The 23,171-nt window shown below is 72.0% G+C and carries 25 protein-coding genes; 16 read left to right on the forward strand and 9 right to left on the reverse strand.

Going from position 1 to position 23,171, the window contains the following annotated elements; genetic code table 11:
* Positions 1-72 precede the first annotated feature (72 nt).
* From Vau01_RS24995 to Vau01_RS25005, 3 genes are all read left to right on the forward strand, one after another.
* On the forward strand, positions 73-330 hold the full coding sequence (locus tag Vau01_RS24995) for an AAA family ATPase (protein WP_203996900.1): 258 nt from the start codon (positions 73-75) through the stop codon (positions 328-330).
* A 13-nt stretch (positions 331-343) separates the two neighbouring features.
* A complete protein-coding gene (locus tag Vau01_RS25000) occupies positions 344-1,120 on the forward strand; it encodes a hypothetical protein (protein WP_203996902.1) in 777 nt (258 codons plus the stop codon).
* 168 nt (positions 1,121-1,288) lie between these two features.
* A complete protein-coding gene (locus Vau01_RS25005) occupies positions 1,289-2,617 on the forward strand; it encodes a vWA domain-containing protein (RefSeq protein WP_203996910.1) in 1,329 nt (442 codons plus the stop codon).
* Positions 2,618-2,639: 22 nt separating this feature from the next.
* Here the strand turns inward: Vau01_RS25005 and Vau01_RS25010 are convergent, their stop codons facing one another.
* Positions 2,640-3,797 carry a hypothetical protein gene (locus Vau01_RS25010; RefSeq protein ID WP_203996911.1) on the reverse strand — a complete coding sequence of 386 codons (1,158 nt, stop codon included), beginning with the start codon at positions 3,795-3,797 and terminating at the stop codon, positions 2,640-2,642.
* Complete coding sequence (locus Vau01_RS25015; protein ID WP_203996913.1) at positions 3,794-4,273, reverse strand: SigE family RNA polymerase sigma factor; 480 nt, start codon at positions 4,271-4,273, stop codon at positions 3,794-3,796. Before Vau01_RS25015 ends, Vau01_RS25010 begins: the two co-directional genes overlap by 4 nt.
* A gap of 79 nt (positions 4,274-4,352) precedes the next feature.
* On the opposite strand from Vau01_RS25015, the gene Vau01_RS25020 reads away from it, so the two are divergent.
* The 4 genes from Vau01_RS25020 to Vau01_RS25035 all read left to right on the forward strand — a co-directional run bounded on the left by Vau01_RS25020 (position 4,353) and on the right by Vau01_RS25035 (position 7,540).
* On the forward strand, positions 4,353-4,601 hold the full coding sequence (locus Vau01_RS25020) for a hypothetical protein (RefSeq protein WP_203996915.1): 249 nt from the start codon (positions 4,353-4,355) through the stop codon (positions 4,599-4,601).
* Between the two features lie 100 nt (positions 4,602-4,701).
* Positions 4,702-5,598, forward strand: coding sequence for a hypothetical protein (locus tag Vau01_RS25025; RefSeq protein WP_203996916.1), 897 nt, complete (start codon positions 4,702-4,704; stop codon positions 5,596-5,598).
* A 65-nt stretch (positions 5,599-5,663) separates the two neighbouring features.
* Positions 5,664-6,086 carry a hypothetical protein gene (locus Vau01_RS25030; RefSeq protein WP_203996917.1) on the forward strand — a complete coding sequence of 141 codons (423 nt, stop codon included), beginning with the start codon at positions 5,664-5,666 and terminating at the stop codon, positions 6,084-6,086.
* Between the two features lie 59 nt (positions 6,087-6,145).
* Entirely contained in the window at positions 6,146-7,540 is a 1,395-nt protein-coding gene (locus Vau01_RS25035) for a GDSL-type esterase/lipase family protein (protein WP_203996918.1), read from the forward strand.
* Positions 7,541-7,547: 7 nt separating this feature from the next.
* On the opposite strand, the gene Vau01_RS25040 is transcribed toward Vau01_RS25035, so the two are convergent.
* Positions 7,548-7,742 (reverse strand): DUF1918 domain-containing protein, encoded by a 195-nt coding sequence (locus tag Vau01_RS25040; protein WP_203996919.1) that lies wholly within the window; start codon positions 7,740-7,742, stop codon positions 7,548-7,550.
* 146 nt (positions 7,743-7,888) lie between these two features.
* On the opposite strand from Vau01_RS25040, the gene Vau01_RS25045 reads away from it, so the two are divergent.
* Together Vau01_RS25045 and Vau01_RS25050 are read left to right on the forward strand one after the other, a co-directional pair.
* Positions 7,889-8,998 (forward strand): peptidoglycan-binding domain-containing protein, encoded by a 1,110-nt coding sequence (locus Vau01_RS25045; RefSeq protein ID WP_239151832.1) that lies wholly within the window; start codon positions 7,889-7,891, stop codon positions 8,996-8,998.
* A 4-nt stretch (positions 8,999-9,002) separates the two neighbouring features.
* Positions 9,003-10,082: a hypothetical protein gene (locus Vau01_RS25050; RefSeq protein ID WP_203996920.1), complete on the forward strand. Its 1,080-nt coding sequence runs from the start codon at positions 9,003-9,005 to the stop codon at positions 10,080-10,082.
* Positions 10,083-10,086: 4 nt separating this feature from the next.
* On the opposite strand, the gene Vau01_RS25055 is transcribed toward Vau01_RS25050, so the two are convergent.
* Complete coding sequence (locus Vau01_RS25055; RefSeq protein ID WP_203996921.1) at positions 10,087-11,058, reverse strand: GNAT family N-acetyltransferase; 972 nt, start codon at positions 11,056-11,058, stop codon at positions 10,087-10,089.
* 106 nt (positions 11,059-11,164) lie between these two features.
* Here Vau01_RS25055 and Vau01_RS25060 point away from each other — a divergent pair, with 106 nt between their 5' ends.
* Complete coding sequence (locus Vau01_RS25060; protein WP_203996922.1) at positions 11,165-13,078, forward strand: sensor domain-containing diguanylate cyclase; 1,914 nt, start codon at positions 11,165-11,167, stop codon at positions 13,076-13,078.
* Here Vau01_RS25060 and Vau01_RS25065 read toward each other — a convergent pair.
* Positions 13,060-13,665 carry an HdeD family acid-resistance protein gene (locus tag Vau01_RS25065; RefSeq protein WP_203996923.1) on the reverse strand — a complete coding sequence of 202 codons (606 nt, stop codon included), beginning with the start codon at positions 13,663-13,665 and terminating at the stop codon, positions 13,060-13,062. The genes Vau01_RS25060 and Vau01_RS25065 overlap by 19 nt on opposite strands.
* Before the next feature lie 25 nt (positions 13,666-13,690).
* Positions 13,691-14,545, reverse strand: coding sequence for a helix-turn-helix domain-containing protein (locus Vau01_RS25070; RefSeq protein WP_203996925.1), 855 nt, complete (start codon positions 14,543-14,545; stop codon positions 13,691-13,693).
* Between the two features lie 115 nt (positions 14,546-14,660).
* Between Vau01_RS25070 and Vau01_RS25075 the strand changes: the two genes are divergently transcribed.
* Positions 14,661-15,206: a carboxymuconolactone decarboxylase family protein gene (locus Vau01_RS25075; RefSeq protein ID WP_203996927.1), complete on the forward strand. Its 546-nt coding sequence runs from the start codon at positions 14,661-14,663 to the stop codon at positions 15,204-15,206.
* 9 nt (positions 15,207-15,215) lie between these two features.
* Here Vau01_RS25075 and Vau01_RS25080 read toward each other — a convergent pair whose 3' ends face one another.
* Positions 15,216-16,199 carry a DUF5937 family protein gene (locus Vau01_RS25080; RefSeq protein ID WP_203996928.1) on the reverse strand — a complete coding sequence of 328 codons (984 nt, stop codon included), beginning with the start codon at positions 16,197-16,199 and terminating at the stop codon, positions 15,216-15,218.
* A 62-nt stretch (positions 16,200-16,261) separates the two neighbouring features.
* On the opposite strand from Vau01_RS25080, the gene Vau01_RS25085 reads away from it, so the two are divergent.
* The 5 genes from Vau01_RS25085 to Vau01_RS25105 all read left to right on the forward strand — a co-directional run bounded on the left by Vau01_RS25085 (position 16,262) and on the right by Vau01_RS25105 (position 20,824).
* Positions 16,262-17,317 carry a questin oxidase family protein gene (locus Vau01_RS25085; RefSeq protein WP_203996931.1) on the forward strand — a complete coding sequence of 352 codons (1,056 nt, stop codon included), beginning with the start codon at positions 16,262-16,264 and terminating at the stop codon, positions 17,315-17,317.
* A gap of 69 nt (positions 17,318-17,386) precedes the next feature.
* A complete protein-coding gene (locus tag Vau01_RS25090) occupies positions 17,387-17,899 on the forward strand; it encodes a SigE family RNA polymerase sigma factor (RefSeq protein WP_203996933.1) in 513 nt (170 codons plus the stop codon).
* The gene (locus Vau01_RS25095; RefSeq protein WP_203996935.1) at positions 17,900-19,045 is read left to right on the forward strand and encodes a hypothetical protein; all 1,146 of its coding nucleotides are present in this window, start codon (positions 17,900-17,902) and stop codon (positions 19,043-19,045) included.
* Between the two features lie 78 nt (positions 19,046-19,123).
* On the forward strand, positions 19,124-20,194 hold the full coding sequence (locus Vau01_RS25100) for a hypothetical protein (protein WP_203996937.1): 1,071 nt from the start codon (positions 19,124-19,126) through the stop codon (positions 20,192-20,194).
* A gap of 90 nt (positions 20,195-20,284) precedes the next feature.
* Positions 20,285-20,824 carry a DM13 domain-containing protein gene (locus Vau01_RS25105; protein ID WP_203996939.1) on the forward strand — a complete coding sequence of 180 codons (540 nt, stop codon included), beginning with the start codon at positions 20,285-20,287 and terminating at the stop codon, positions 20,822-20,824.
* Here Vau01_RS25105 and Vau01_RS25110 read toward each other — a convergent pair whose 3' ends face one another.
* On the reverse strand, positions 20,825-22,561 hold the full coding sequence (locus Vau01_RS25110; RefSeq protein WP_203996941.1) for a hypothetical protein: 1,737 nt from the start codon (positions 22,559-22,561) through the stop codon (positions 20,825-20,827).
* Positions 22,561-23,130, reverse strand: coding sequence for a histidine phosphatase family protein (locus Vau01_RS25115; protein ID WP_203996943.1), 570 nt, complete (start codon positions 23,128-23,130; stop codon positions 22,561-22,563). The genes Vau01_RS25110 and Vau01_RS25115 overlap by 1 nt, the downstream gene beginning before the upstream one ends.
* Positions 23,131-23,171 lie beyond the last annotated feature (41 nt).

A 23,171-nucleotide genomic window follows, 5' to 3' on the forward strand; every position in this document is an offset into this window, starting at 1 on the left:
GCGACCCGGAACGGGGGAAGCCGCCCAACCTAAGGGCCAGAACCGTGGGACGCGTGCGGCTAGTGTCGACGCGTGGAGTTGTGGGAACGCTCTGCGGCACTGAGCCTGCTCGATGGGCTCCTGGCCGACAGCGCCACCGGCGGCGGCGTCGCCCTGGTGGCCGGCGAGGCCGGACTGGGCAAGTCCGCCCTGGTCACGGCGTTCGCCCGGCGGTGCGGGCCGCGGGCCCGGGTCCTCTGGGGCGGCTGTGACCGCCTGATCACCCCCCGCACGTTGGGTCCCGGCCAGGCCACCGCACTCGCCCACCGGCCGAACCTCGTGGGCCCATGAACGAAGGGACCGCATGAGTTACGCCGATCCGGCCCTCATCCAGGCGCGCAACTACCTGATCAGCATCGGGATCCCCGTCGACTCGATCGGGATCATCGGGGACCAGTCGCACCGGTCGAGCGGCGGGTACCACGTCGGCAACGACGTGCTCGCGATGATCGGGAAGCTGAACACCGACTACTCCAAACGCCAGACCGACCTGGACCGGCCCGGCAGCAACGCCGCGATGGCGCTCGACATCGGCGGCCTGTCGGGCCGGCAACTCTACGAGCTGACCGCCTGGCTCATCGCGCAGTGCCGGGCCGGGACGCACGACACGCGCAACATCCGCGAGGTGATCGGCCGCCGGTCACTTTCGGGCGGCGTGACGCGGTACGACGCGTTGGGAATCCTCCCCGACGCCGGAACCGCCGATCACGAGTCGCACACGCACATCTCGTACTACCGGGACTCGGAGGGCGGCGACAAGACCTCGCTGTTCCGCCGGTACTACCAACCCGATTCGTCCACGCCCGTACCGGGTCCGTCCGAGGATGAGGAAATCGACATGAAGCCGCTGATCGTGTTCACGGCCGCCGAGTCCGACCTGCCCCACCGGTGGGGGATGGGTGTCGTGTCCGGTGGCGAACGGATGTGGTTCGAGACGCTCGACCAGGACCAGGGCACCGCGTACGCCGTGAGCCAGGGCGTGAGCGCCAGCACCCTGTCGCAGTCGTCGTTCGCGGAGACGCGTGAGCAGTTCGGTGGGACGCCCGCCATCACCCGGTCCCTGCCGCCCGCGCTCGACTGACCGGGCGCAGCCGGCCCCTGCTGGTCGACGGCCAGCCGGTGCTGCCGTCGGGGGCGTACCTGAACGAGCACGGCCGGTTGCACGTCGGGCGGGACGCCCACGGCGACCGCGTTCACGGTCTGGCGCTTCGCCGCGTAGGTGCCACTCCCGGCGCCCTATGCTGCCCCGGTGACACCGACCGCGCTGACCAGCGGCGCCACCGTTCCCGTCCCCGACGCGACGATCCGGGTCGAGGTGCGGTGGGACCCGGCGGGTCCCACGGTGGACCTCACCGGGCTGCTCCTCGGCGCCGACGGCCGGGTGGGCGGCGACGGGGACATGGTCTTCTACAACCATCCCCGGCACGCTTCCGGCGCCGTCCGCCTGCACACCGGGGCCGGCCGGCTCGAGGTGGCGCTGCCGTCGGTGCCCGCGGAGGTCGCGACGGTGGCGCTGGCGGTGTCGGTGGACAGCGGCACGTTCGACGCGGTGACGGGGCTGCACCTGCTGGTGCGGGAGGTGGGGAACGAGCCGGTGCTGCGCTTCGACCCGCCGGAGCTGGCCGGGCTGTCGGCGCTGGTGCTCGGTGAGCTGTACCGGCGCGGGGCGGGGTGGAAGTTCCGCGCCGTCGGGCAGGGCTGGTCGGACGGCCTGGCCGGGCTGGCCCGGACCTACGGCATCGCCGTCGAGGCCGATGCCGACGGCGCCCCGTCGGTCGTGCCGGGCGTCGCCGCGCCGGCCGTGGCCGTGGTCGCGACGCCCGGGGAGGAGCGGTTGCCCGCCGACGTGCGTGACCGGCTGTCGTTGCGCAAACGGCTCGTCGGCGAGGTGCTCGCGAAGCAGGACGCGGCCGGGGTGCGGGCGCGGGTGTTCCTCGTGCTCGACGCGTCCGGCTCCCTGGAGCACGCCTACCACGACGGCACCGTGGCCCGGGTCGTCGAACGGCTCGCCGCCGTCGGTGCGCAGCTGACCCCCGACGGCGTCCTCGCCGCCTGGATCTTCGCCAGCACCATGACGCGGCTGCCCGACCTCACCGTCGCCGACCTGCCCGAGTGGACCCGCCGCTACGTGCGGCCCGGGCGGATCCAGGACTTCGCGGCGGACCCGGTGCCGATGTTCCGGCCCGACGGCACCCTCGACGGGGAGGCGCTCGGCTACGGCAACGAGGAGCCGAAGGTCATGAAGGACGTCGTGCGGACGGTGGCGGCGCTGCCGCCGGGGCCGCCGGTGCTGGTGCTGTTCCTCTCCGACGGCGGGGTGTCCCGGAGCCAGCAGATCGAGTCGATCCTGCGCAAGAGCGCCGACCGGCCGATGTTCTGGCAGTTCGTCGGCGTCGACGGGGCCAACTACGGGGTGCTGGAACGCCTCGACGCGCTCACCGGCCGGCGGGTCGACAACGCGGGGTTCTTCGCGGTCGACGACATCGACACCCTCACCGACGCCGACCTGTACGCGCGGCTGCTGTCGGAGTTCCCAACCTGGATCCGCGCGGCGAGGAGCGTCGGGGTGATCCGCTGACCTCGGCGTAGGTCCCGTCTCCTCAGCTGACGCACGCCCACCGCAGCGGCCGGTCGGCCTCCTTGGTGTCGCGGGCCGACGAGGTTCCGACCATGACGCCGTCGTCGCTCATTCCGACCGCGACGGTGGAATGGCGTCGCCGGTCCGGCGGCAGCGGCCGCACGTTGTTGTCCGGACCCACCAGCCGGGGTGGCTCCCGCGGCAGGAGGATCCGCCCGGCCGCGTCGACGGCGGCCGGCATGGCGTCGATGCCGATCGCGGCCACGTCGCCGGTGGTGAGGTTCCAGCGGACCGCGGCGAGCCCGCCCGGGGGAAAGTTCATCACCTGCGGGTTCGGTTCGTTGATCCGCCAGTGGAGCAGGCCGGTCGCCCAGGTTCCGGCCGCGTCGACCGCGACGCCACCGGCGGCGCCGGGCAGGGTGGCCAGCGGCCGGCCGGTGCCGTTCGGCTCCCACCGGTACGGCCCGCCGTCCTCGATCCCGCCGACGACGATTCCGGTGTCGGTGATCGCGTGGACCACCGGAGCCCCAGGCGTGTCGAGGAGCCGGTAGGTGCCGGGATCACTCGCGGGCCACACGATCGGGACGGTGGCGCCGTCGCGGTGCAGGACCCCGGCGATGTCGCCCCCGGCGTTGATGGCCACCGCGCTCGCCGCACCGCCGGGCGGGACCGGCAGCCGGTCGACCCGGCCGTCGCGGTAGACCCAGGCCGGGCTGCCGTCGGGGCTCGCGGCCGTGCCGACGACCACCCCGGACGCGTTGACCGCCGCGACGCCGCCGGTGCCGGCCGGGAGCAGCCGCGGCCGGCCGTCGGTCCACACGATGCCGGCGTCGCGGTCGGCGGCGCCGGCGACGAGGCCGACGACGAAGCGGCCGGTGGGGTCGATGCCGGTGACCGTCGCCGCCGTGACGCCGCCGGGCAGCGGCAGGTCCTCCGGAGTGCAGCCGGTGGCCGGGCGCCCCACCGTCGCGTCCGGTGGGAGCGTGGTCTCCCACGCCGGGATCCGCGCGACGGCCGCGGCCCCGGCGAGCACCGCCACCCCCGCGGCGACCGTGGCCGTCCACCGGACCGCCCGGCGCCGCCGCCCGATCCGCACGGTGTCCCGGACGTCGTGCCGCGGTTCGGGGAAGTCCACGTCCCGGAGCAGCGCACGTACCCGCTCGGCCTCGTCCACCGTCATCGCTGTCTCGTCTCCTCGGGGAAGTGCCGTCGGATCGCCGCCAACGCCCGCGCCGTCTGGCTTTTGACGGTGCCGGGCGAGCACCCCATCGCGTCGGCCGTGTCCTCGACGGACAGGTCGGCGAAGTACCGGAGCACCAGCACCGTCCGCTGGCCCTTCGGCAACCGGCGCAGCGCGTCCATGATCAGGTCCCGGTCGTCGCTGGGACCGGGATCCGCCGGCCGCGGCTCCGGGGTCGTCCACATCAGGCGGACCCGGTTCCAGCCCAGCCGTTTCTCGTCGAGGTACCGCCGCACCAGGATGCGGTGCACGTACGCGTCGAGGTTGTCGGCCCGTCGCGCCCGCCGCCAGTGCAGGAACAACGAGACGAACGTGGCCTGCACCAGGTCGTCGGCCCGGTGCCGGTCGCCGCACAGCAGGTACGCCGACCGGTGAACCGCCCGGGTACGCGCCGACACGTATTCGGCGAAATCCATGCGCCCTCCCTCTGCCTATCCGTCGGGTCCGGGCGCCGGTTCGGTTGCGTGGCCCGCGAACTCGATCCGATCACGGGGAGTGTTCACGATCGTGGGCGCCTCCATGCTGGCGATCAACGCCGAGATGGGATATCCCGAACGGCGGGAGGTAGTGATGTTCAGACGATTGCGGTGCTTCGTGCGTCTGCACAGTTGGGATCGGCGGGTCAATCCCGAGCTGGGCGGCACGGAAGCGGTTTATTCGGTCTGCCGATTCTGCGGCAAGGAGAAGAGCGACTACGGCCCGCCGACCCCTGGCCAGTCGATCGGGCTGGGCGGTGGGCACTGAGGGACGTGTGCCGTCAGGTACGCGACACCTCGAATGTGTTGTCCTCCGGTGCCGGAACTTCTCTCGACGGCGTCATCTCGTTGAGAGGAGTACACGGAGAATGTTTCAGAATCTCAGGCGACGGGTCCTGGCCGTCGCGGTGGCCGCGGGGCTCGCGGCGGGTGCCCTGACCGCGGGCGAGGCGGCACAGGGCGCCCCGATGCCGCTGTCAGTCGAGACGGCGGCGTCGGCGTTCGACCTGTCGCCGTCGAAGGAGGTGCTCGTCACCTGCCCCGGCGACGCCGAGGTGCTCGGCGGCGGAGCCGACGTGATCGGCGGTGCCCGGCGCGTCCACATCGTGCGGAGCCAGCCCAGCCCGAGCCAGACCGGTTGGCTCGTCGGCGCGCAGGCGATTCCGGGCGGCAAGGCCGGAGCGTGGCAGCTGCACGCCTACGTCGTCTGTGCCTACCACGTGAACATCGACCTCGGGTTCATCGGCGACACCCGGGTCGTCAGCATGCGTTCGCCCACCGACAGCGAGTCGGCCAAGTCGGTCACCGCGACCTGTGCCGCCGGGGATCTGGTCGTCTCCGCGGGCGGCCGCGTCGTGACCGGGAACGGTGAGGTGGTGCTGGACGACGTCGTCCTGGACACGGCCACCCAGTCCGTGCGGAGCCGCGCCGTCGAGCGCGAGGGCGGCACCGCCGCCGACTGGTCGGTGTGGGCATTCGCGGTGTGTGCCGCACCGGGTTCGCTGTTCGGCTACGAACTGGTGGAACAGGACAGCGACAACACCGCCGGCGACAGGACCGTGGACGTCGAGTGTCCCGGAACCAAGCGCCGGATCGGGCTCGGCGCCTCGATGACCGGTGCGGGTGGCCACGCCGGCTACACCTCGCTCTTCCCGGCCGACGACAGCGTGACCGTCGAGTCCACAGTGGACCCGACCGGCGCACCGGGTCCGTTCACCACCCGGGCGCAGGCCGTGTGCGCGTTCCCGTACTCGTCGGGGGAGTGAGCGGCACCGCTGACGACCCGGCGTGCCGCGTGGCCGCCGGGTCGGCTGTGGCAGAGTCGGGTGCCGTGAGTTCGTTCGTGCTGTCGAAGCTCGACATCGACGTGCTGATGCAGCTCGCGGTCCACGGGCCGATCGACGCGCGGTCCTGGGAGCCGCTCACCGACGATCCGGACCGGTTGGGTCGCGAGATCTGGCAGCAGAACTACGAGGCGGCCGCGTCGTCGGACGAGGAGCGGCCACCGATCGCGGCGTACCGGTTCACGCCGCTGCCGATCGGGGTCACCGTCGGCGAGGGCCTCAAGCAGTGCTCCTGTTACGGCTACCAGACCTTGGGCGCGGGTGCGGCGCCACCCGCCGGGCCGTTCCTGGAACGCCTCGAGCGACGCCTCGTGCGCGAGGTGACCGGGTACGACGCCGCTCCGTGGGGCTGGCGTCCGGCAGACGTCGCGGCCCGCCTCGGCCGGGGTGGGGCGCCGGGGCCTCGTTGACACCTCCGGGCGGGACGGTCATCATATTGACGTCCGTCTTAGTTTGGAGACCAAACTTAATGGAACCAACACTGCGCGCGGCCCTCGTCGTCACGCTGGCCGCCACGGGCGTCGCGCTGACGACCACGCCCGCAACGGCGGCGCCGACCCGGTACGAGGCGGAAACGGCGCCGGCGTCCTGCAACGGCACCATCGACACCAACCACGCCGGCTTCTCCGGGTCCGGGTTCTGCAACGCGGGCAACGCGGTCGGCGCGGCCGCACAGTTCACCGTGAGCGCGCCGACGGCCGGCACCGCGAGGCTGGGCGTGCGGTTCGCCAACGGCACCACCACCGCGCGGCCGACCGACATCCTCGTCAACGGCGCCCGGGTCGCGGGGACCACGTTCGAGGGCACCGGCGCGTGGACCACGTGGGTGACGAAGACGCTGACCGTCGCCGTGACCGCCGGCAGCACCACGATCGCGTTCAGCCCGACCACCGCCGACGGCCTGGCCAACATCGACTACCTGGACTTCGAGGTGGTGGCCGGCGGCACGGGCGGCAACGGGCAGCCGAACGACGCGAACATCCAGTACTACGGCCGGTGGGACCGGTCGAACGCGTCGTACTACGCGATGGGCTGGGCCGGCGGTTACCTCGACGCGCAGTTCACCGGAAGCTCCATCGGGGTGCGCCAGCGCAACGCCATCGACCTGTACTACTCCGTCGACCGCGGCCCGCTGCAGTGGCGGCGCAACGTGTCCGGCAACGTCACGCTCGCCACCGGACTGTCCGGCACCACGCACACCGTCCGGATCGGTTACCGCGAGCGGGCCGGCTCCTACACCGGCGATCCGGTCTTCGGCGGCCTGATCCTGGCCGGCGGCGGGCAGACCGCGCGGATCACCAGGCCGCAGAACTTCGTGGAGTTCATCGGCGACTCCATCACGGTCGGGCAGCCGAACGCCGACCGCCCGTTCACCGCCTACGCGTGGCTCACCGGCGAGGCGCTCGGTGCCGGTCACACCCAGGTCGCCCAGGGCGGCGCGTGCCTGGTCAGCCAGGACTGCTACGGAATGATGGACTGGTTCCGCCGCTCGTCGGGCTACGCCACCACCGACGACTGGAACTTCGCCACCTACCAGGCGACCGCGGTGGTGATCAACCTGGGCACCAACGACGTCGGTCACAACGTGTCGACGACGCAGTTCCAGCAGAACTACGTCGTCATGCTGCAGCGGGTCCGGCAGGCGTACCCCAACGCCCACATCTTCGCAATGGCGACGTTCCGCGGCCGCTACGCGCCCGAGACGCGCAACGCCGTTACGGCGGTGGGTGACAGCCGGGTCCACTTCGTCGACACGACGGGCTGGATCGGCACGGCCGACCTCGTCGACAGCGTCCACCCGAACGACGCCGGCCACGCGAAGATCGCGCAACGACTGACGCCGGTGATCGACCAGTACATCTGACCGACGGTCACGAGCCTCCGGATGCCGGCTGGACGTGGGCGTCCGGGCCGGGGGAGACGTAGGTCTCGTGGCCGTCCGACCAGCGGACGCGGTAGGGCGGGGTGCCGTCGGAGTGGCTGATCTCGATGATGGTTCCGACGCGTTGCCGGTCTCCGACGTGCTGGCCCTCGCACACGAGCCGGTCGCCGATCTTCGCTTTCATGGTCACCTCCGGGCGTCGCACAGTGGTGGCTCCTGTTCGACACGGTACCGGCGGCGCCGCTCCGGCGAAATCCCACCGGTCAGGCGGGGGGCGCGTCATCCGGCGGGGATGACGCCCGGCCCGGCCGGCGATGGCACCGTCCTGGCATGCGCCTGGTCATGCGGATCTGTGCCGCCTGTGCCCTGACGATCATGCTGGTCGGCTGCGGCGACGACCCGGACCCCGAACGCGCCGAGGACCGGGTGGCGAAGGCCCAGAAGGCGCTCGCGGACGCGCAGGCGGAATTCGCCACGAAGACCACCGAGTTCTGCACCTCGACGGCAACGTACATCACGGCGCTGGACCGCTACGCCGACGTCCTCACCGACACCGCGCCGACCGTCGGCGACGTCAAGGACGCGGGGAAGTCGCTGGCCGCGCCGCGCGACGACGTCGTCGCGAAGGCCGGCGCGGTGACCCAGGCGCAGGAGGACGTGGCCGACGCCCAGAAGGACCTGGCGGAGGCCACCGCGGCGCTGGCCGCCGAACAGGCGAAGGCGTCCGGGCTGCCGACGCCGACGCCGCCGCCCGCCAGTCCGAGCGCGGCGCCGCTGGTGTCGAGCCCCACGGTGAACCGGGTGAAGCAGGCCGACGCGGACTTCACCACCGCGCAACAGGGGATCACCGACCAGACGCCATTGAAGCAGGCGTCGCAGCAGTTCAACGCCGCCGCCGTGGCGCTGCAGATGTCCTGGCTGCGGCTGTTCCACGAAGCCGGCTGCCTCGACGACGAGCAGCAGAAACAGGCCGAGGCCGCGGCGCGTGCCTACACCTCGGCCCTCCAGCAGTCCCTCGCCGGCGCCGGGTACTACCAGGGCGCGGTCGACGGGATCTACGGGCCGGCGACGGTCGACGCGGTGTCGGCCCTGCAGAAGGCGCACGGCCTGCCGGTGACCGGAACCGTGGACAAGGCCACCGACGCGGCGCTGCAGGCAGATCTCCAGGCCAAGGGCGGTGCCGCCGCCCAGCAGGCGACCGCCTCGACCGCCGCGGTCCAGCAGACGCTGAAGCTCGCCGGCTACTGGACCGGCCCGGTCGACGGCGCCTGGACGCCGGCCCTGACCGAGGCGCTGAAGGCGTTCCAGACCGCGCTCGGCGTCCCGGCGACGGGCACGGTCGACGCGGCCACCGTCGCGGCGGTGCAGAAAGCCATCGCGGACGCGAAACAGCCGGCGCCGACGACCACGCCGACGACCACGCCGAGCGCCGGCGGCTGATCCCGTGGACCTCGATGAGCTGACCGTGTTCGTGGCCGTCGTCGGCGCGCGGTTCCTCCTGCCGTTGCTGATACCGCGGTTCCCGTTGCCCGCGATCGTGTCCTGCCTCATCCTCGACGGCGTCGACCAGACGATCTTCCAGACGCTCGGCTACGACCCGCCCGGTTACCAGGGCTACGACAAGGCGATGGACGTCTACTACCTCGCGATCGCCTACCTGTCGACGCTGCGCAACTGGACCAACGAGGCCGCCCTGGGCGTGTCCCGGTTCCTGTACTTCTACCGCCTCGTCGGCGTGGTCGCGTTCGAACTGACCGACTGGCGTCCGCTGTTGTTGATCTTTCCGAACACGTTCGAGTACTTCTTCATCGCGTACGAGATCGTGCGCCTGGCCTGGGACCCCCGCCGGTTCGGCGCCCGGTTCTGGATCGTCACGGCGGCCGCCATCTGGATCTTCGTGAAGCTTCCGCAGGAGTACTGGATCCACATCGCGCAACGGGACTTCACCGACACGTTGAAGCAGGTTCCGTGGCTGGGGCCGGCCATTCTCGCGGCGATCCTCGTCGTGGCGGCGGTGTTGTGGTTCGTGGTCCGGCCGCGGTTGCCCGACCGGGACCACGCGCTGCGCGTCGCCGCGGATCCGCTGCCCGCCGACATGGCCACCGCGGCCGACCGCGACCGGTGGGTCGCCGCCCACGGCCGGGTGTGGTCGGCCGCCACCGTCGAGAAGGTCGTGCTGGTCGGCTTCCTCAGCGTGATCTTCGGGCAGGTCATGCCCGACCGCCGGTCGACCGAGCTGCAGCTGTTCCTGGGCGTCGCCGCGGTGGTCGTCGTCAACGCCGCCGTCAGCCTGTGGGTGGCCCGGCGCGGTCGCAGCCTGGACTCGGCGCTGGCGGCCTTCGGCGCGCGGGTCCTGCTGAACGTGGGCCTGGTGCTGGTCTCGGCCTGGCTGCTCGGGCGCGGCGACGGCGAACTCAACCGCGCGAACGCGTTGTTCTTCATCCTGCTGCTGAGCCTGATCACCCTGCACGACGACCGGTTCCGGCCGGTGCACGAGATGCGCGGCGCGGTCCGCGTCCATTGAGACGTCAGGCGTCGAGCGCCCAGCGCACGAACCGCTTCGTCGGGGCGAACCCGGCCTTCCGGTAGAGCCCGAACGCCCCGGTCGGGTTCGCCGAGTCGACGCCCAGGCTGGCGCGGTCGTAGCCGCCGTCGGCGACGGCCCGCAGCGCGTGCGCGATCAACGCGCCGGCGACGCCGCGCCGCCGGTAGTCCCGGCGGGTTCCGATGAGCATGAAGTGCGCGTCGCGGACGCCGGTGGCCACCGTGTCGGCCTCCCAGTACATGGTGACCAGCATGCCCGCGGGTGCCCCGTTCGCCTCGTCGCGGAGCAGGAAGCTGAGGTCGGGCCGGAAGGTGTGGTTGGTGATCCTGTTCTTCCAGGCGTCGGCCGGCATCGGCGCCGAACCCCAGTGGTCGGTGAACGACTCGTTGCGGACGAACCGGAACTCCTCGTCGGTCCGCTCCGACCACGGCTCGACCCGCAGCCCGTCGGGGACCGCCGTGTCGGGGATCGCGTCGCCGAGCGGATGCTCCATGTGCTGGTAGTAGCGGACCGGCGCGAAGCCCTGCGAGCCGAACAGCTCCGCCACACCGGCGATGTGCTCGCCCTTGTGCGTCTCGACCACGAGTTCCAGCGTCGGGTGGTGCAGGGCGTGCAGGACCTTCGCCGCCGCCACCCCGGCCTTCAGGAGGGTGCCGCCGATGCCGCGGCGCCGGTGGTCCGGGTGCACCCCGCCGTCGACGAAGACCCGGTCCACCTCCGTGGCCGCCCGGTACGTGGCCTTCATGTAGCCGATCATCAGGTCGCCGGTGAAGGCGGCGAGGCTGGCGCGCTCCAGGTCGGCGTAGGGGTCCTCCAGTTCCTGGAGCACGTCCTCGGCGTCGAAGTTCTCACCGACCCTGTCGACGGCCTCCATCGCGTTGAGGAGGCCGGCCGCCGCGTCGGCGTCACCGGTGGTGAGGGGCCGCCACGTCACGGCGGTGGACTCGTCGCTCATGCGACCGACAGTATGGACACGGCGCGCGGGCGGTCACCCCGTTTTCCGGGGAGCGCGGCGGTCCGATGGCCTCAGTTCGGGCGCCGGTGGGCCGATCAAGCGGGATGTGACGTGGATCCGACTCGCCGCCGGAAGAAACGCGCGGGCCGGTTCGGGGCGGGCGTCGCTCCTCGTGGCCGCGTGCGTGTGCGCCGCGCTGTCGGGGCTGATGTACGCGATCAACTTCCGCGCCGCGTCCGGTCCGCCGATCCTGGTCATCGCGCCGGTGGTCGGCGCGAACGCCGTCATGATGGTCGCGTCGTGGCGGGCCTGGAAGGCGTCCGCACAGCCGGTGGGTCGGCGGTTCTGGCGGGCGGTGTGCGCGTCGGCGGTCATCACGCTGGTCGGCACGGTGGTGGACTTCCGGGCCTACCTGGACGGCCCGATCCCGCCGCCGTCGCTGCTGCAGGCCGGGTACTCGGTCACGCCGATGCTGTTGCTGTTGTGGGCCCTGTACCGGTTGCCGTTGGGTGCCCGCAACCGGGGGGAGCGGCAGCGCCTGCTGCTCGACATCGTCACGGTGGCGCTGGGTGCGGTGGTGTTCGTGTGGTACTTCGCCCGGACCCAGCTCGGCGGCACGCCGATGGGTGATCAGGGCACCCTGATCAGCGCGGTGATGGTGCTGATCTCGGTGATCCTCTTCGGCCTGGTCAAGGTCGTCATGTCCGGATCCCGGGCGGTCGACCCGCTGGCCCTGCGGCTGTTCGCCGGTGGCTTCCTGCTGGAGGTCGCCGGCATGATGGCCTCGCCGGCCCTCGCCGACCGGCCGCAGGTCAGCATCGAACTGGTCAGCCGGGCCGCGACCTACGTGTTCACCACGGCCGCGGCGGTGGTCCAGTGCCGGGCCGCCGACGCCACCGGCACGGGTTCGCGGCCGACCGACCGACGCCTGTTCAGCGTGCTGCCGTACGTCGCGGTCGCCGGGGTCGACGGGCTGCTGCTGGTCAACCTGTGGGGGCAGGGCGAGATCCGGCTCGTGGTCGGTATCGCCGCGGTGACGCTGACCGGGCTGGTGGCCGTCCGGCAGATCGGTGCCTTCCGCGACAACGCGCGCCTGCTCGGCGAGCTGGGCCGGCACGAGAGCCGGTTCCGGGCCCTGGTGCAGAACGCGGCGGACGTCATCGCGATCTGCGGCCCGGACGGTCAGGTGACCTACATCAGTCCCGCCATCGGCAGGATCACCGGCCAGGCGCCGGAGGAGCTGATCGGTACCCAGGGCCCGACGGTGCATCCGGAGGACCGGATCACCGTCGGCCAGACCTTCCGGGACGTCGTCGTCGACGCCAGCCGGCCCCGGAAGGCGGAGATCCGGATCGCCCACATGGACGGTGGCTGGCGCTGGGTCCGGGTGACGTTCACCAACCTGCTCCACGATCCGGCCGTCGGGGGAGTGGTCACCAACACCAGCGACATCACCGAGGCGCACGCGTACCACCTGCAGCTGTCCCACCAGGCGACGCACGACGCGCTGACCAACCTGGCCAACCGGACCCTGTTCGCCGAACAGGTCGACCTGGCGCTCGCCCGGCACGACCGCCGGGTCAGCCTGGCCCTGGTCGACCTGGACGACTTCAAGTGGGTCAACGACACCCTCGGCCACCCCGCGGGCGACGCCCTTCTGGTGGCGGTCGCCGAGCGGCTGCGCCGCGGGGTGCGCCCGCAGGACCTGGTCGCCCGCCTCGGCGGTGACGAGTTCGCCGTCCTCCTCGACGACTGCGACCCCACCGAGGCCGACATCACCGTGGACCGGGTGCTGCGCCTCGTCACCGAACCGCTGGTGGTGGAGGGGCAGACGTTACATGTCCGGGCCAGCATCGGAGTCGCCGACGCCGGGCCCGCCGACGACGCCGACCTGTTGATGCGCCACGCCGACCTGGCCCTGTACGAGGCGAAGGGCGCGGGCAAGGGCTGCTCGGCCCGCTACACCCCGGCGATGCGACCGAAACTCGACGTCCGGTCCGATCAGGACGCGTTGCGGTGAGACCGGACGGAGAAGGCGGCGAAGATCTCCGCGACACCGAAGAAGATCATGTAGATGCCGACGAGGTTGACCAGCAACAGCAGCTCGCGCCCGGGTGAACCGATCGCCCACATGCCGAGCATCACCTCGAGGACGCCGGCGATGAGACCCATCCACCACCAGTCCCGCTTCGCGCCCATGAACGCCGCGACGATCGACAGGATGCCACCGATCACCAGGTACCAGGCGATGAACACGGCGACGACGTAGAGGGTCTTGCCGGGCCACACGAACGCGCCCAGCCCGGCGAGGATGCCGAGCACGCCGCCGACGTAGAACAGCCATTTCCAGCTGTCCACCCGGGACGCGGTGAGGATGTAGGAGATCCCGGCGAAGATGAAGGCGAAGCCGGCGAACCACGCCAGCGACGCGACGCTGCCCGGACGCACACTCAGCACGAACATCCCGTAGAGCGTCCACAGGGTGCCGGTGATGAGGGAGAGCCACCACACGCCGGTGACGGCGGCGGCCGAACCCGCACGCAGGAAACCGCTGGTGGCCGTGGACTCCGATGCCGACAGCGGCACCGCTGACGAGGGCGAGGACATCTCAACTCCTCCGTTGGCTGATGGCTCACGTCCCCTCAGCGTGATCGTGGTGATCGGGGAATCCCTCACCCGTGGGGAATGATTCCCAGAGCGCGTGCGTCGCGTCGTCGAGCGGGAAGAACTCCTCGACCCGCAGCTCCTGCGACGTGAGGTCGATCGCGGTGCCGACGGTGGTCAGCAGCGAGAAGAACGCCAGCCGGTGACCGCGGAACCGGAACAGCACGTCCAGCACCGGAGTGGCGGGTGACTCGTCGCCGCGCTCGATCGCGGCCACCTCCGGTAGCGTCACCAGGTCGTCGAGCAGGGCGACGGTGGCGGCGTCCAGAACCCCGCCGACGGCCTCCCGCCGCACCCGCGCGAGCAGGGTGGCGACCACCGGCTCCCAGTTCAGCACCGAATCGCGCACCGGGCCGGGCCCGATCATCAGACGCAGGACGTTGGCCGGCTCGGGCATCGGCTCCGGGCGCGACAGGCCACCGAACAGCCGCCGGGCGCCCGCGTTCGCCCGGACGACGTTCCAGCCGCGGTCCATGACGACCGCCGGGAACGGCTCGTGATGGCGGATCATCGTGGTGAGCGCGGCGTTCACGTGCCGCAGCGCCGGCGAGTCCAGCGGCAGCTCCGGATACAGCGCCGCGAACCCGGCGGCGGCCAGCAGCGCGTTGCGTTCCCGGAACGGCACGTCGAGCGCCGTCGCCAGCCGGATCACCATCTCGCGGCTCGGGTTCGCCCGTCCCGTCTCGACGAAGCTGACGTAGCGCGCGGTGGTCTTCGCCTCCACCGACAGGTCGAGCTGGCTCATCCGGCGGAGCTGCCGCCAGTACCGCAGCAGGCCGCCGAGATCCCCAACCGGCGACGCCGGCAGCCTGGTCAGGCTCACGCGGCCGATCCTACTGTCGGCGGCTCGCCGATTCCCTTCCCTGGCAGGGAATGGCGCCGCCCCGCGACGGCACACACGATGGACCGGTCCTTCCGAACCGGATTGGGGTCCATCCATGAAACTGACCATCCACACCTCCGAGTCGGCGCCGGCGACGTCCCGCCCGGTGCTCGACGGCATCAACGCGGACCTGGGCTTCGTGCCCCACCTGGCCGCGTCCGTCGCCGAGTCGCCCGCGCTCCTGCACGGCTTCGACGGCCTGCGCCGCGCCGTCGCCGGGATCGAGCCGGTCGACCGCGAGGTGGCCGGACTGTCGACCGGCGTGGCCGTCGACAACCACTACGGCGTGGCGTTCCACTCCACCCTCCTCGCCGGCCTCGGCGTCGCCGAGGAGGACATCACCGCCATGCGCGCCGGTTCGCCGCCCGCCGACGAGCGTCAGGCGGCGGTGTACGAGTTCGCGCGCGAGTGCGTCACCACCCGCGGCAAGGTGAGCGACGCGACCCTCGACCGGCTCACCGCGACCGGCGCCACCCAGGCCGACGTGCTCGACCTCGTCGCCGAGTGCGTGTTCGCGTCGCTCGTGGGCGTGGTGGACAACCTGGCCGGCCGGGTCGACCTGGACCCGTTCCTCCAGCCGCGGGCCTGGAAGCCGGCATAGAAACGGCGGCTACCCGGCGCGCAGGAGTTCCTCGCCGAGGTGGGTGCGTTGGTAGAGGACCGACCGACCGTCGCGGCGGGCGGTGACGACGCCGGACGCCTCCAGGGTCTTGAGGTGGACGCTGAGCGTGGGCGGGGTCAGGTCGAGCAGGCACGCCAGCTGGGTCGTGGTCATCGGCAGGTCGAGCTGGGCGAGAACCGCGGCCCGGCTGCGTCCGATGAGGTTGGCGAGCGCGTCGGTCCGCTCCGCCGGTCCGCTCCAGAGCCGGCCCAGGCCACGCGGGGAGTAGGTGAGCGCCGGCTGCGGGTCGGCGGTACGCACGACGACGTCGGGCCAGGCGAAGACGCACGGCACCAGCAGCAGCCCCCGCTGGCCGAGGTCGACCGTGCCGTCCCAGTACTTGGTGACGTGCAGTTCGTCGCCGCGCAGGGCGACCAGCGGGTGCAGCGTCCGGAACAGTTGCTGGACGCCGCCGGTGGCGAGTTCGTCGAGCCGGTAGGAGAGGTCGGCCCGGAGCAGCGCGCGGATGCGGGGCCAGTACGGTTCGACGGCCACCTGCCAGTACCGGCGAAGCTCGGTGGTGACGCGGGTGAGGGCCGCCGCGGGATCGGCCGCGAGCCCGCGGAGCAGGGCCCGGTGGGCGTCCCCTCCCTTGGCCGGGAACGCGACCGGGTGCGTGGACAGGTGGTGCAGCTGCGCGGCGACGAGCGCCGGGTCGGTGCCGGCGACGTGGGCCAGGCCGGAGTCGAACCCGGCCGCCCGGGCGCGGGCCGGCGGGAGCAGGAAGTCGGGGATGTATCCGGCGCGGGGGACCAGCGTGGTGAGCAGCTCCACGTCGACGCCGGCCGGCAGCGGCAGGACCCGACGCAGCCACGGAGTGTGGAGTGCGCTCTTCGTCGCGAGGGTGCGCAGGCTCAGCACGGTCTCGGCCAGCGGCGAGAACCCGAAGCGGATGCGGCCCACGTCGGTGAGACCCAGTCGGATGCGAATCATCGCGAGGATTAGACCAGAATCTAATCGTCGACAGCCGGTGCGGGTCCGGGCACCGTCTTCCCATGACCACGGGCATCCTCGACGAGGCCTACGAGCGCCTCGCCTTCGCCGGCCCCGAATGGGGCGAAGACACGCTGACGAATCACGGCCCCATGGCGGTCGAGACGATGGTCCGCCGCGGCCACGCCGACCGCGTCCACGGGTGGCTGGACGCGTACCTGACGCGGCTGGACGCCCTCCCGTCCCCCCGGTGGCCCATCGACCCGACCGCCTGGCACGAGGCGCTGGGCGACGGCCGCCGGGTCGCCGACTGGACCGAGTACTTCACCCGCGCGGTGCGTGAACGCCCCTGGCGGGACGTCCTGACCGAATGGTGGCCGAGGCTGCTGCCGGGCATCGTCGCCGGCACCACCCACGGCGTGATCCGGGTGAGCCACGCCGTCGGCGCCCTGCTCGGCACCGCGTCCCCTTCTCCCGCCTCTGCCGCTTCTCCGGCGGTGACCGAACTCGCGCACGCGCTGGCGTTCTGGGCGGCCCGCTGGCGTCCGGTACCCGGCACCACCGGGCCCGGCCCGGAATCGCCCTGGCGCGCGGCGGCGCTCACGGCCGTCCCCCGGATCCCGGACCAGAGCGGGCGGGTCGCGGCGCGGCTGGCCCAACTGGACGACCTGCCCGGCTGGTCCGGCCCCGGTCCACGGCCGAACTCGCCGGAGGACGTCCCGGCGGCGCTGCGGGACCTGGTCGCGACCGGAACCCGGGTGTACGTCGACCACGGGCAGGCCAGTCCCGTGATCCTGGTCCACGTGGCGACCGCGCCGAACGCCGTGCTCCGGACCCTCCCCGCCCTGCCACCTCAGCTGTGGACGCCCAGCCTCGACGCCGTCTGGGCGGTGAGCGCCGCGCTCGTCTCCGCCTACGCGCCCCCGCACCCGGTCGCCACGCCCCGGCCGGCATCCCCGGCGGACGGCGCCACCCTCCTCGACCAAGCCGTCCACCACCGCGACGAGCACGTCATCAAGCTCAGCGACACGGCCGCGGACGTGTACGCCTGGACCGGCGACCCCACCGTCCTGGCCGCCGGCGTCCGGGCCGCCGAGCTGATCGGCTCCCCGTCCTGATACCGGTGGACCCCCAACCGAATCGCGTCCCCACTACGCCGTAGTGGTGAGAGAGCGTGGAGGTCCCGAATGGCGGATGCCATCGACGAGGAGTTCGGCCAGTTCGTCCGCTCCCGGTTGCCGGGCCTACGGAGAGCCGCCCACCTGCTGTGCGGCGACTGGACCCGGGGCGATGACGTCGTGCAGCGCACACTGACCGACGTCTACGTGAAGTGGAAGCGGATCCGGCAGGTGGACAACCTCGACGCGTACGTGCGGGCGGTCCTGGTGCACCGCGTCATCGACGAGCAACGCCGGGGCTGGGCGCGCGTGCGGTTGGTCGACCGGGTGCCGGACGTCGGCGGCGACGACGTGCGGCTGGACAACGTGCCGGCCGAGGTCGACGTGCGCGCGGCGCTGGCCGAACTGTCGCCGCGCCAGCGGGCCGTGCTGGTGCTGCGCTTCTTCTACGACATGTCGGTCGAACAGACCGCTGACGCGCTGCGTTGTTCGCCGGGCACGGTCAAGAGCCAGACCTCGGTCGCGCTGGCCGCGATGCGTCGCCGGCTCACACCGTCGCTCACGGAACTGGGGAGGAACTAGATGCTGGACGAACAACGGATGCAGGTGCTCCTGCACGAGGATCCGCCGGGTGGCGTGCCGGAGTCGCTGGTCGACCTCGACCGGGTGTTCGCCGACGGACGGCGCCGTCGCCGTCGCCGGCACCTGCTCGTGACCGGAGGCGCCGGCGCGCTCGCGCTGGCCGTGGTCGCGGGGTTGGGCGTGGCGCTGCCGTCGACGCCGGCGCCGACGGTGCGACCCGCCGTGCCGCCGGCACGCGTCACGGTCGCCGGGTTCGATCCGCTGCTGTATCTGCGGATCGCGCCGGGCTGGCTGCCCGACGGGGCGCGGACGGTCATGGGGCCGCAGATGACGGCGGCGAGCCAGTCGGTCTCGTACAGCGTGGGCGACGGCGACACGCCGCAGTCCACCGATGTCACCATCACGATGTACGCACCGGGGTTCACGCCGTTCTTCCTCGGCCCGAAGACGGAGAACCAGCTCGACTTCTCGACGTCGCCGACCGAGCCGGTCGGGTCGGCGCCGGCCCGGTCGTACACGATCGAGACGCACTACAAGCCCGGTGAGCCGCACACCCGTCCGGTCCTGAACGGCATCGTGTGGCAGTACGAGCCGGGTGCGTACGCGGTCGTCGGCGGGCAGGCACCCGGAACGGTCGAGCAGAACCAGACGATCTGGCGGCGCATCGCGCAGCAGGTCCGGTTCGACGGTTCCACGCCGGTGCCGGTGGACGTCACGGTGGCGCACGTGCCACCGTCGCTCGCGCTGATCTCGGCGAACCGCGAGACGCGTCCGAACGTCACCACGATGCTGGTGTTCAACGACGAGTCCTACCTCTCGGGCGAGGGCCGCAGCGACGGCGTGTCGGTCGCCGTGGTGCCGACCTTCCTGTTGACCGACAACGGCGGCGCCACCGCGAAGGACGGTCGGCCGCTGACGCCGCCCGAGGTGCGTCAGGTCGATGGGCACCAGGTGTACGTGCTGGTCACCGGAGACCGGCTCTTGGTCGCGATGGCCTACGACGGCACGCACAACGTCATCGTGTCGGCACAGGGCCGCGCGGGCGGGTCGGTGCCGATCAGCGTCGAGGACGCGATCGCGATGCTGACGTCCGTCCGGCTCATCCCCGACCGGGCCGACTGGACCACCGACCCGATCCGCGACTGACGACCCCGTGTCGTGCTCCCGACACCGGCGCGCCGCCGAAAAGTGTTGGTCGGCGGACGGTCCGGAGCTCTTGCCGGCATGCGAATCTCCAGAATCCTCGTGCTCGTCTGTGTTCTCTCCTCCATAGCGGTGGCCGAGCCGGCGGCGGCCGCTCCCGACCCCCCGATCGGCACGATCGTTCCGCCGATCGAGGGCTACGTGTGGGGCTGGCAACCGACCGCCGCCAGCTACACCTCGACCACCGGGTACGAGCACAACTCGGCCGGCGGCGCCGTACAGATCACCCGCACCGGTGTCGGCCGGTACACGGTCCGGTTCGTCACCATGGCCGGGCAGGGCGGCGTCGCGCACGTCAGCGCGTACGGCGGCAACACCATCTGCACGGTGACCAACTGGGGACCGGTCGCCGGCGACGAGCTCATCAACCTGCGCTGCTTCACCGCCGCGGGCGCGGCGGCGGACAGCCGGTTCGTCGCACACGTCTCGAACCGGAAGGACGGTGCCGCGCGCGGCTACCTGTACAGCAACGACGCCACCCCGCCCGTCGGCGGGTACGTGCCGTTGCCCGGGTACTCGTACGACTCCACCGGGCAGCAGATCGCGGTGTTCGGCGAGGGGACCGGCTCGTACGCCGTCGAGCTCGGGGCGTTCGGCCAGGACATCGGCGGGGACTGGCGGTCGGGCGCGCTGCGGGTGACCGCGTACGGGACGACCGCGGTGACCTGTCAGGTGATGGACCCCGACCTCTTCGTCGACCCGGGCGTGCTGCGGGTGCGCTGCTTCGACACCGCCGGCAACCCGGCCAACAGCCGGTTCGTGCTCTCCTACAGCCGGGCGGTGGTGCCGGTGTCGGCCACCGTCGACAACTACGGCGCCGCCCCGACCGCGGCCGGCTGGTCCAGCCCGGGCAACGTCGCCCCGGTGATCACCGAGGTCGACGACGACGGGGACTACATCGTCGCGTTCGCCGGAGCCGGCGCGGCGGGCGGGCACGCGTTCGCCGGCATCATGGGCACCCCGCCGATGTACTGCACGATCTTCTCGTGGACCGTCAGCGGTGGTGCGCTGAACCTGCGGGTCCGGTGCTACCAGCCGGGCGGCGGCCAGCTCAACCCGGCCGTCCTGTTCACCGTCGGGTTCCTCACCTGACAGACATCGGGATCGGTCGTTATCCGACCATGACCGGAATGTGAGCATCCCGTAGTGGGCGCGGCGGCCCGGGGCCGGTTCAGTTGATCCATGACGAGGAGGCCACCGCGCAAGGCCGTGATGCTGATGGTGGCCGTGCTGGCCGCCGTACTGGCCGGATACGGGCTCTACTGGTACGCACCCTGGATGCGGGCGTACGACACCACGGTGAACGACCCGCTCTCCACCCGCCCGCCGGGGGAACCCGATCCGACCCGCACCAACGCCGTCGAGCTGTACATGCAGTCCACCGGCACCTTCGTCGCCCAGCGGCACAAGACGTCCGGTCGGGTCCAGGTTGTTCTCCCGGAGGGGCGGGCGGGGGCGGAGGCCCAGCTCGAACTCATCGACTTCGAAACCGTCAACGGCCCCGATCTGGAGGTGTGGCTGTCCGATCAACCCGTCCAGCACGACAGGTCGGGCTGGCGGGTGTACGGCACCGGCCAGCATATGAAGCTGGGCGCGTTGAAGGGCAACAAGGGCAACCAGACGTACATCATTCCCAACGACAGACGTGAGTGGTCGACGCGCAGCGTCGTGATCTGGAGCGCGCGGCACGACGTCGCCTACGGCGCCGCCGCCGTGGACTGATCAGCGGACGTCCCAGATCCACGCGTCGGCCACCAGCCGGCCCGGGCCGGCCAGCCCGTCGACCACCCGGCGCAGCTCGGTCGCCATCGGATGGTCGGCGGGCAGCACGAGCGTCGTCACCCCGAGGTTCCGGAAGTCGGCCACCGCGCCGGCCCGCAGCGTGGTCGTCACCTCGATGGACATGTCCCGCTCGGCGACGTCCAGCAGCATCGACAGCGTCGGCGCATAGACCGGCCCGAACATCCCGGTGCGATCGGACGTGCGGGGATCGGGCGCGAGAAAGTAGCCACCGACGATCCTGAAGTCCAGCCCGGTGGCCGTCTGCCACTGCATCGCGCGCAGGCCCGGCCCCCAACCGGGCGGCAGGCCGAGAACGACCGCGTCGCGCGGGAGGTGGTCGCGGTAGATCCCGGTGGTGAAGAACGCCGGTACGGGTGGACGCGCCGCCGCCGGCACCGGCGTCGGCACCAGCGGACCGAGCATCAGGGCCAGCACCACCAGCCCCGCCACCCGCGCTCCGGTCGCAGGCGCCCGGTCGGCCGGCTCCGTCACCAGCCGGTCGTACCGGACCACCGCGATCGCCAACAGGCAGCCGACCACCGGCGTGACGACCAGCGCCAACCGTGTCGGCACCACGGAGTCGAACAGCGGCAGCCCGTCGAGCGCTCCCCACGGCATCGGCACCCGCAGGTCGGCACCGGCCAGCCGCGGCCGCGAACCGAGCGACAGCACCGCGAAGACGAACCCGGTGCCGGCCAGCGCCCGCACGACGGCGTCGCGCCGCAGCCAGACCACGACCACGGCGAGCGCCAGCAGCAGCGGAAAGCCGAAGAACGAGTTCTCCTCGGTCGCGTTCTGCGTCAACGCGTTCACGATCCGGAGGTCACCACCCAGGGACCGGCGGGCGAACGCCCAGTACGAGGCCAGGTCGGCGCCGTACAGCACGACGTCGTCGGGCAGCCCGTGGTACGCCCCGCGGCCGAAGAACTGCAGATACAACGGGTAGGCCAGCACCGCGCCCGCGGCCAGCGCCGTCGTGGCGAGGCTGAGCAACGCACCACGGACGCGGGGGAGCACCTCCCCCGGCCGCGACGCCGCGTAGACGCTCACGAACACGCCCAGCGCGAGAGCGGTGAACAGCAGCAGTTCCTCGTTGATGAACGCCTGCACCACGACCAGCCCGGCCAGTACCAGGCCGCGCCGCGCGTGCCCGCCGCCCGGCCCGCCCAACCGCAGCACGACGAGCACGATGAACGGCAGCACGAACTGCGCCACGATGTTCGGGTGGCCGTTCGCGTGCGAGATCATGGCCGGCGCGAACCCGCAGAACGCCCCGCCGACCGCCGCGGCCGCCCGGTGGTTCAGCAACCGGCACAGAACGAAGAACCACGCGGACGCCGTGCCGGCCAGCGCGAGCGTGTCGACGACCACGAACGTCGTGTCGGCGCCGAACATCAGGGTCACCGGCGCCAGCGGCAGCGCGAGGGCCAGCACTGAGGTGTTTGCCATCAGGTTGACGCCGTAGGGCGCGTTCAGTTTGGCCGTGAACAACGGGTTCTCGAGGTGGGCGACCGCGTTGGCGCCGTTGGTGAGGAACCACTCGAACTGCACCTGGTCCGGATAGTTGTCCCGGAGCACGAGGCCACCGGGATCGGCCCACAGGTTGTGCAGCACCACGACGGCGCCCACGAGGTAGACCACGTACGGCAGCGCCCGCACGGTCAACCGTTCCGTCATCAGCCGCGAGGGTCGATCGAGTAGATGACGTCGTGGGGTTGGACACCCGCGAGCGCCTCGTCCGGATCGAGGCCGAGCAGGTGCCGTCGCAGCATGCGTCCGATCATCTCGTGGGAGACGAGCAGGGGCCGACGGGCCGGGTAGCCGCCGATCCGGGCGAGCGCGTGGCCCGCGCGGACGTCGGCGTCGGCGTAGCTTTCGCCGTCGGGGAACGACCAGCCGTACTTGTCCGCCGAGCGCCGGCGCCAGCTGTCGGGATCCCGGGCGTCGATCTCCTCGTCGGTCAGGCCGGCGAAGCTGCCGTGGTGGACCTCGGCCAGCTCGTCGATCGCGACGACCGGCAGCCCGAGGTGGCCCCCGATGATGTCCGCGGTCGCCCGGGCCCGCCCCAACGGGCTGGCGAAGATCGCGTCGACCGCGTGCGGCCGCAGGTGCGCGGCATGACGGTGGGCCTGCTCGACCCCGCCGGCGGTCAGCGGCGAGTCGAGCTGACCCTGTCGACGTCGTTGCAGGTTCCACTCGGTCTGGCCGTGTCGGGCCAGGAACACGCGGTCCCATCGGATGTCCACCCCGCCATCCTGCCGGACCGGGCGGGACGGCCGGGCCGGCC

The sequence above is a fragment of the Virgisporangium aurantiacum genome (genome assembly GCF_016863635.1).
GTDB lineage: Bacteria > Actinomycetota > Actinomycetes > Mycobacteriales > Micromonosporaceae > Virgisporangium > Virgisporangium aurantiacum.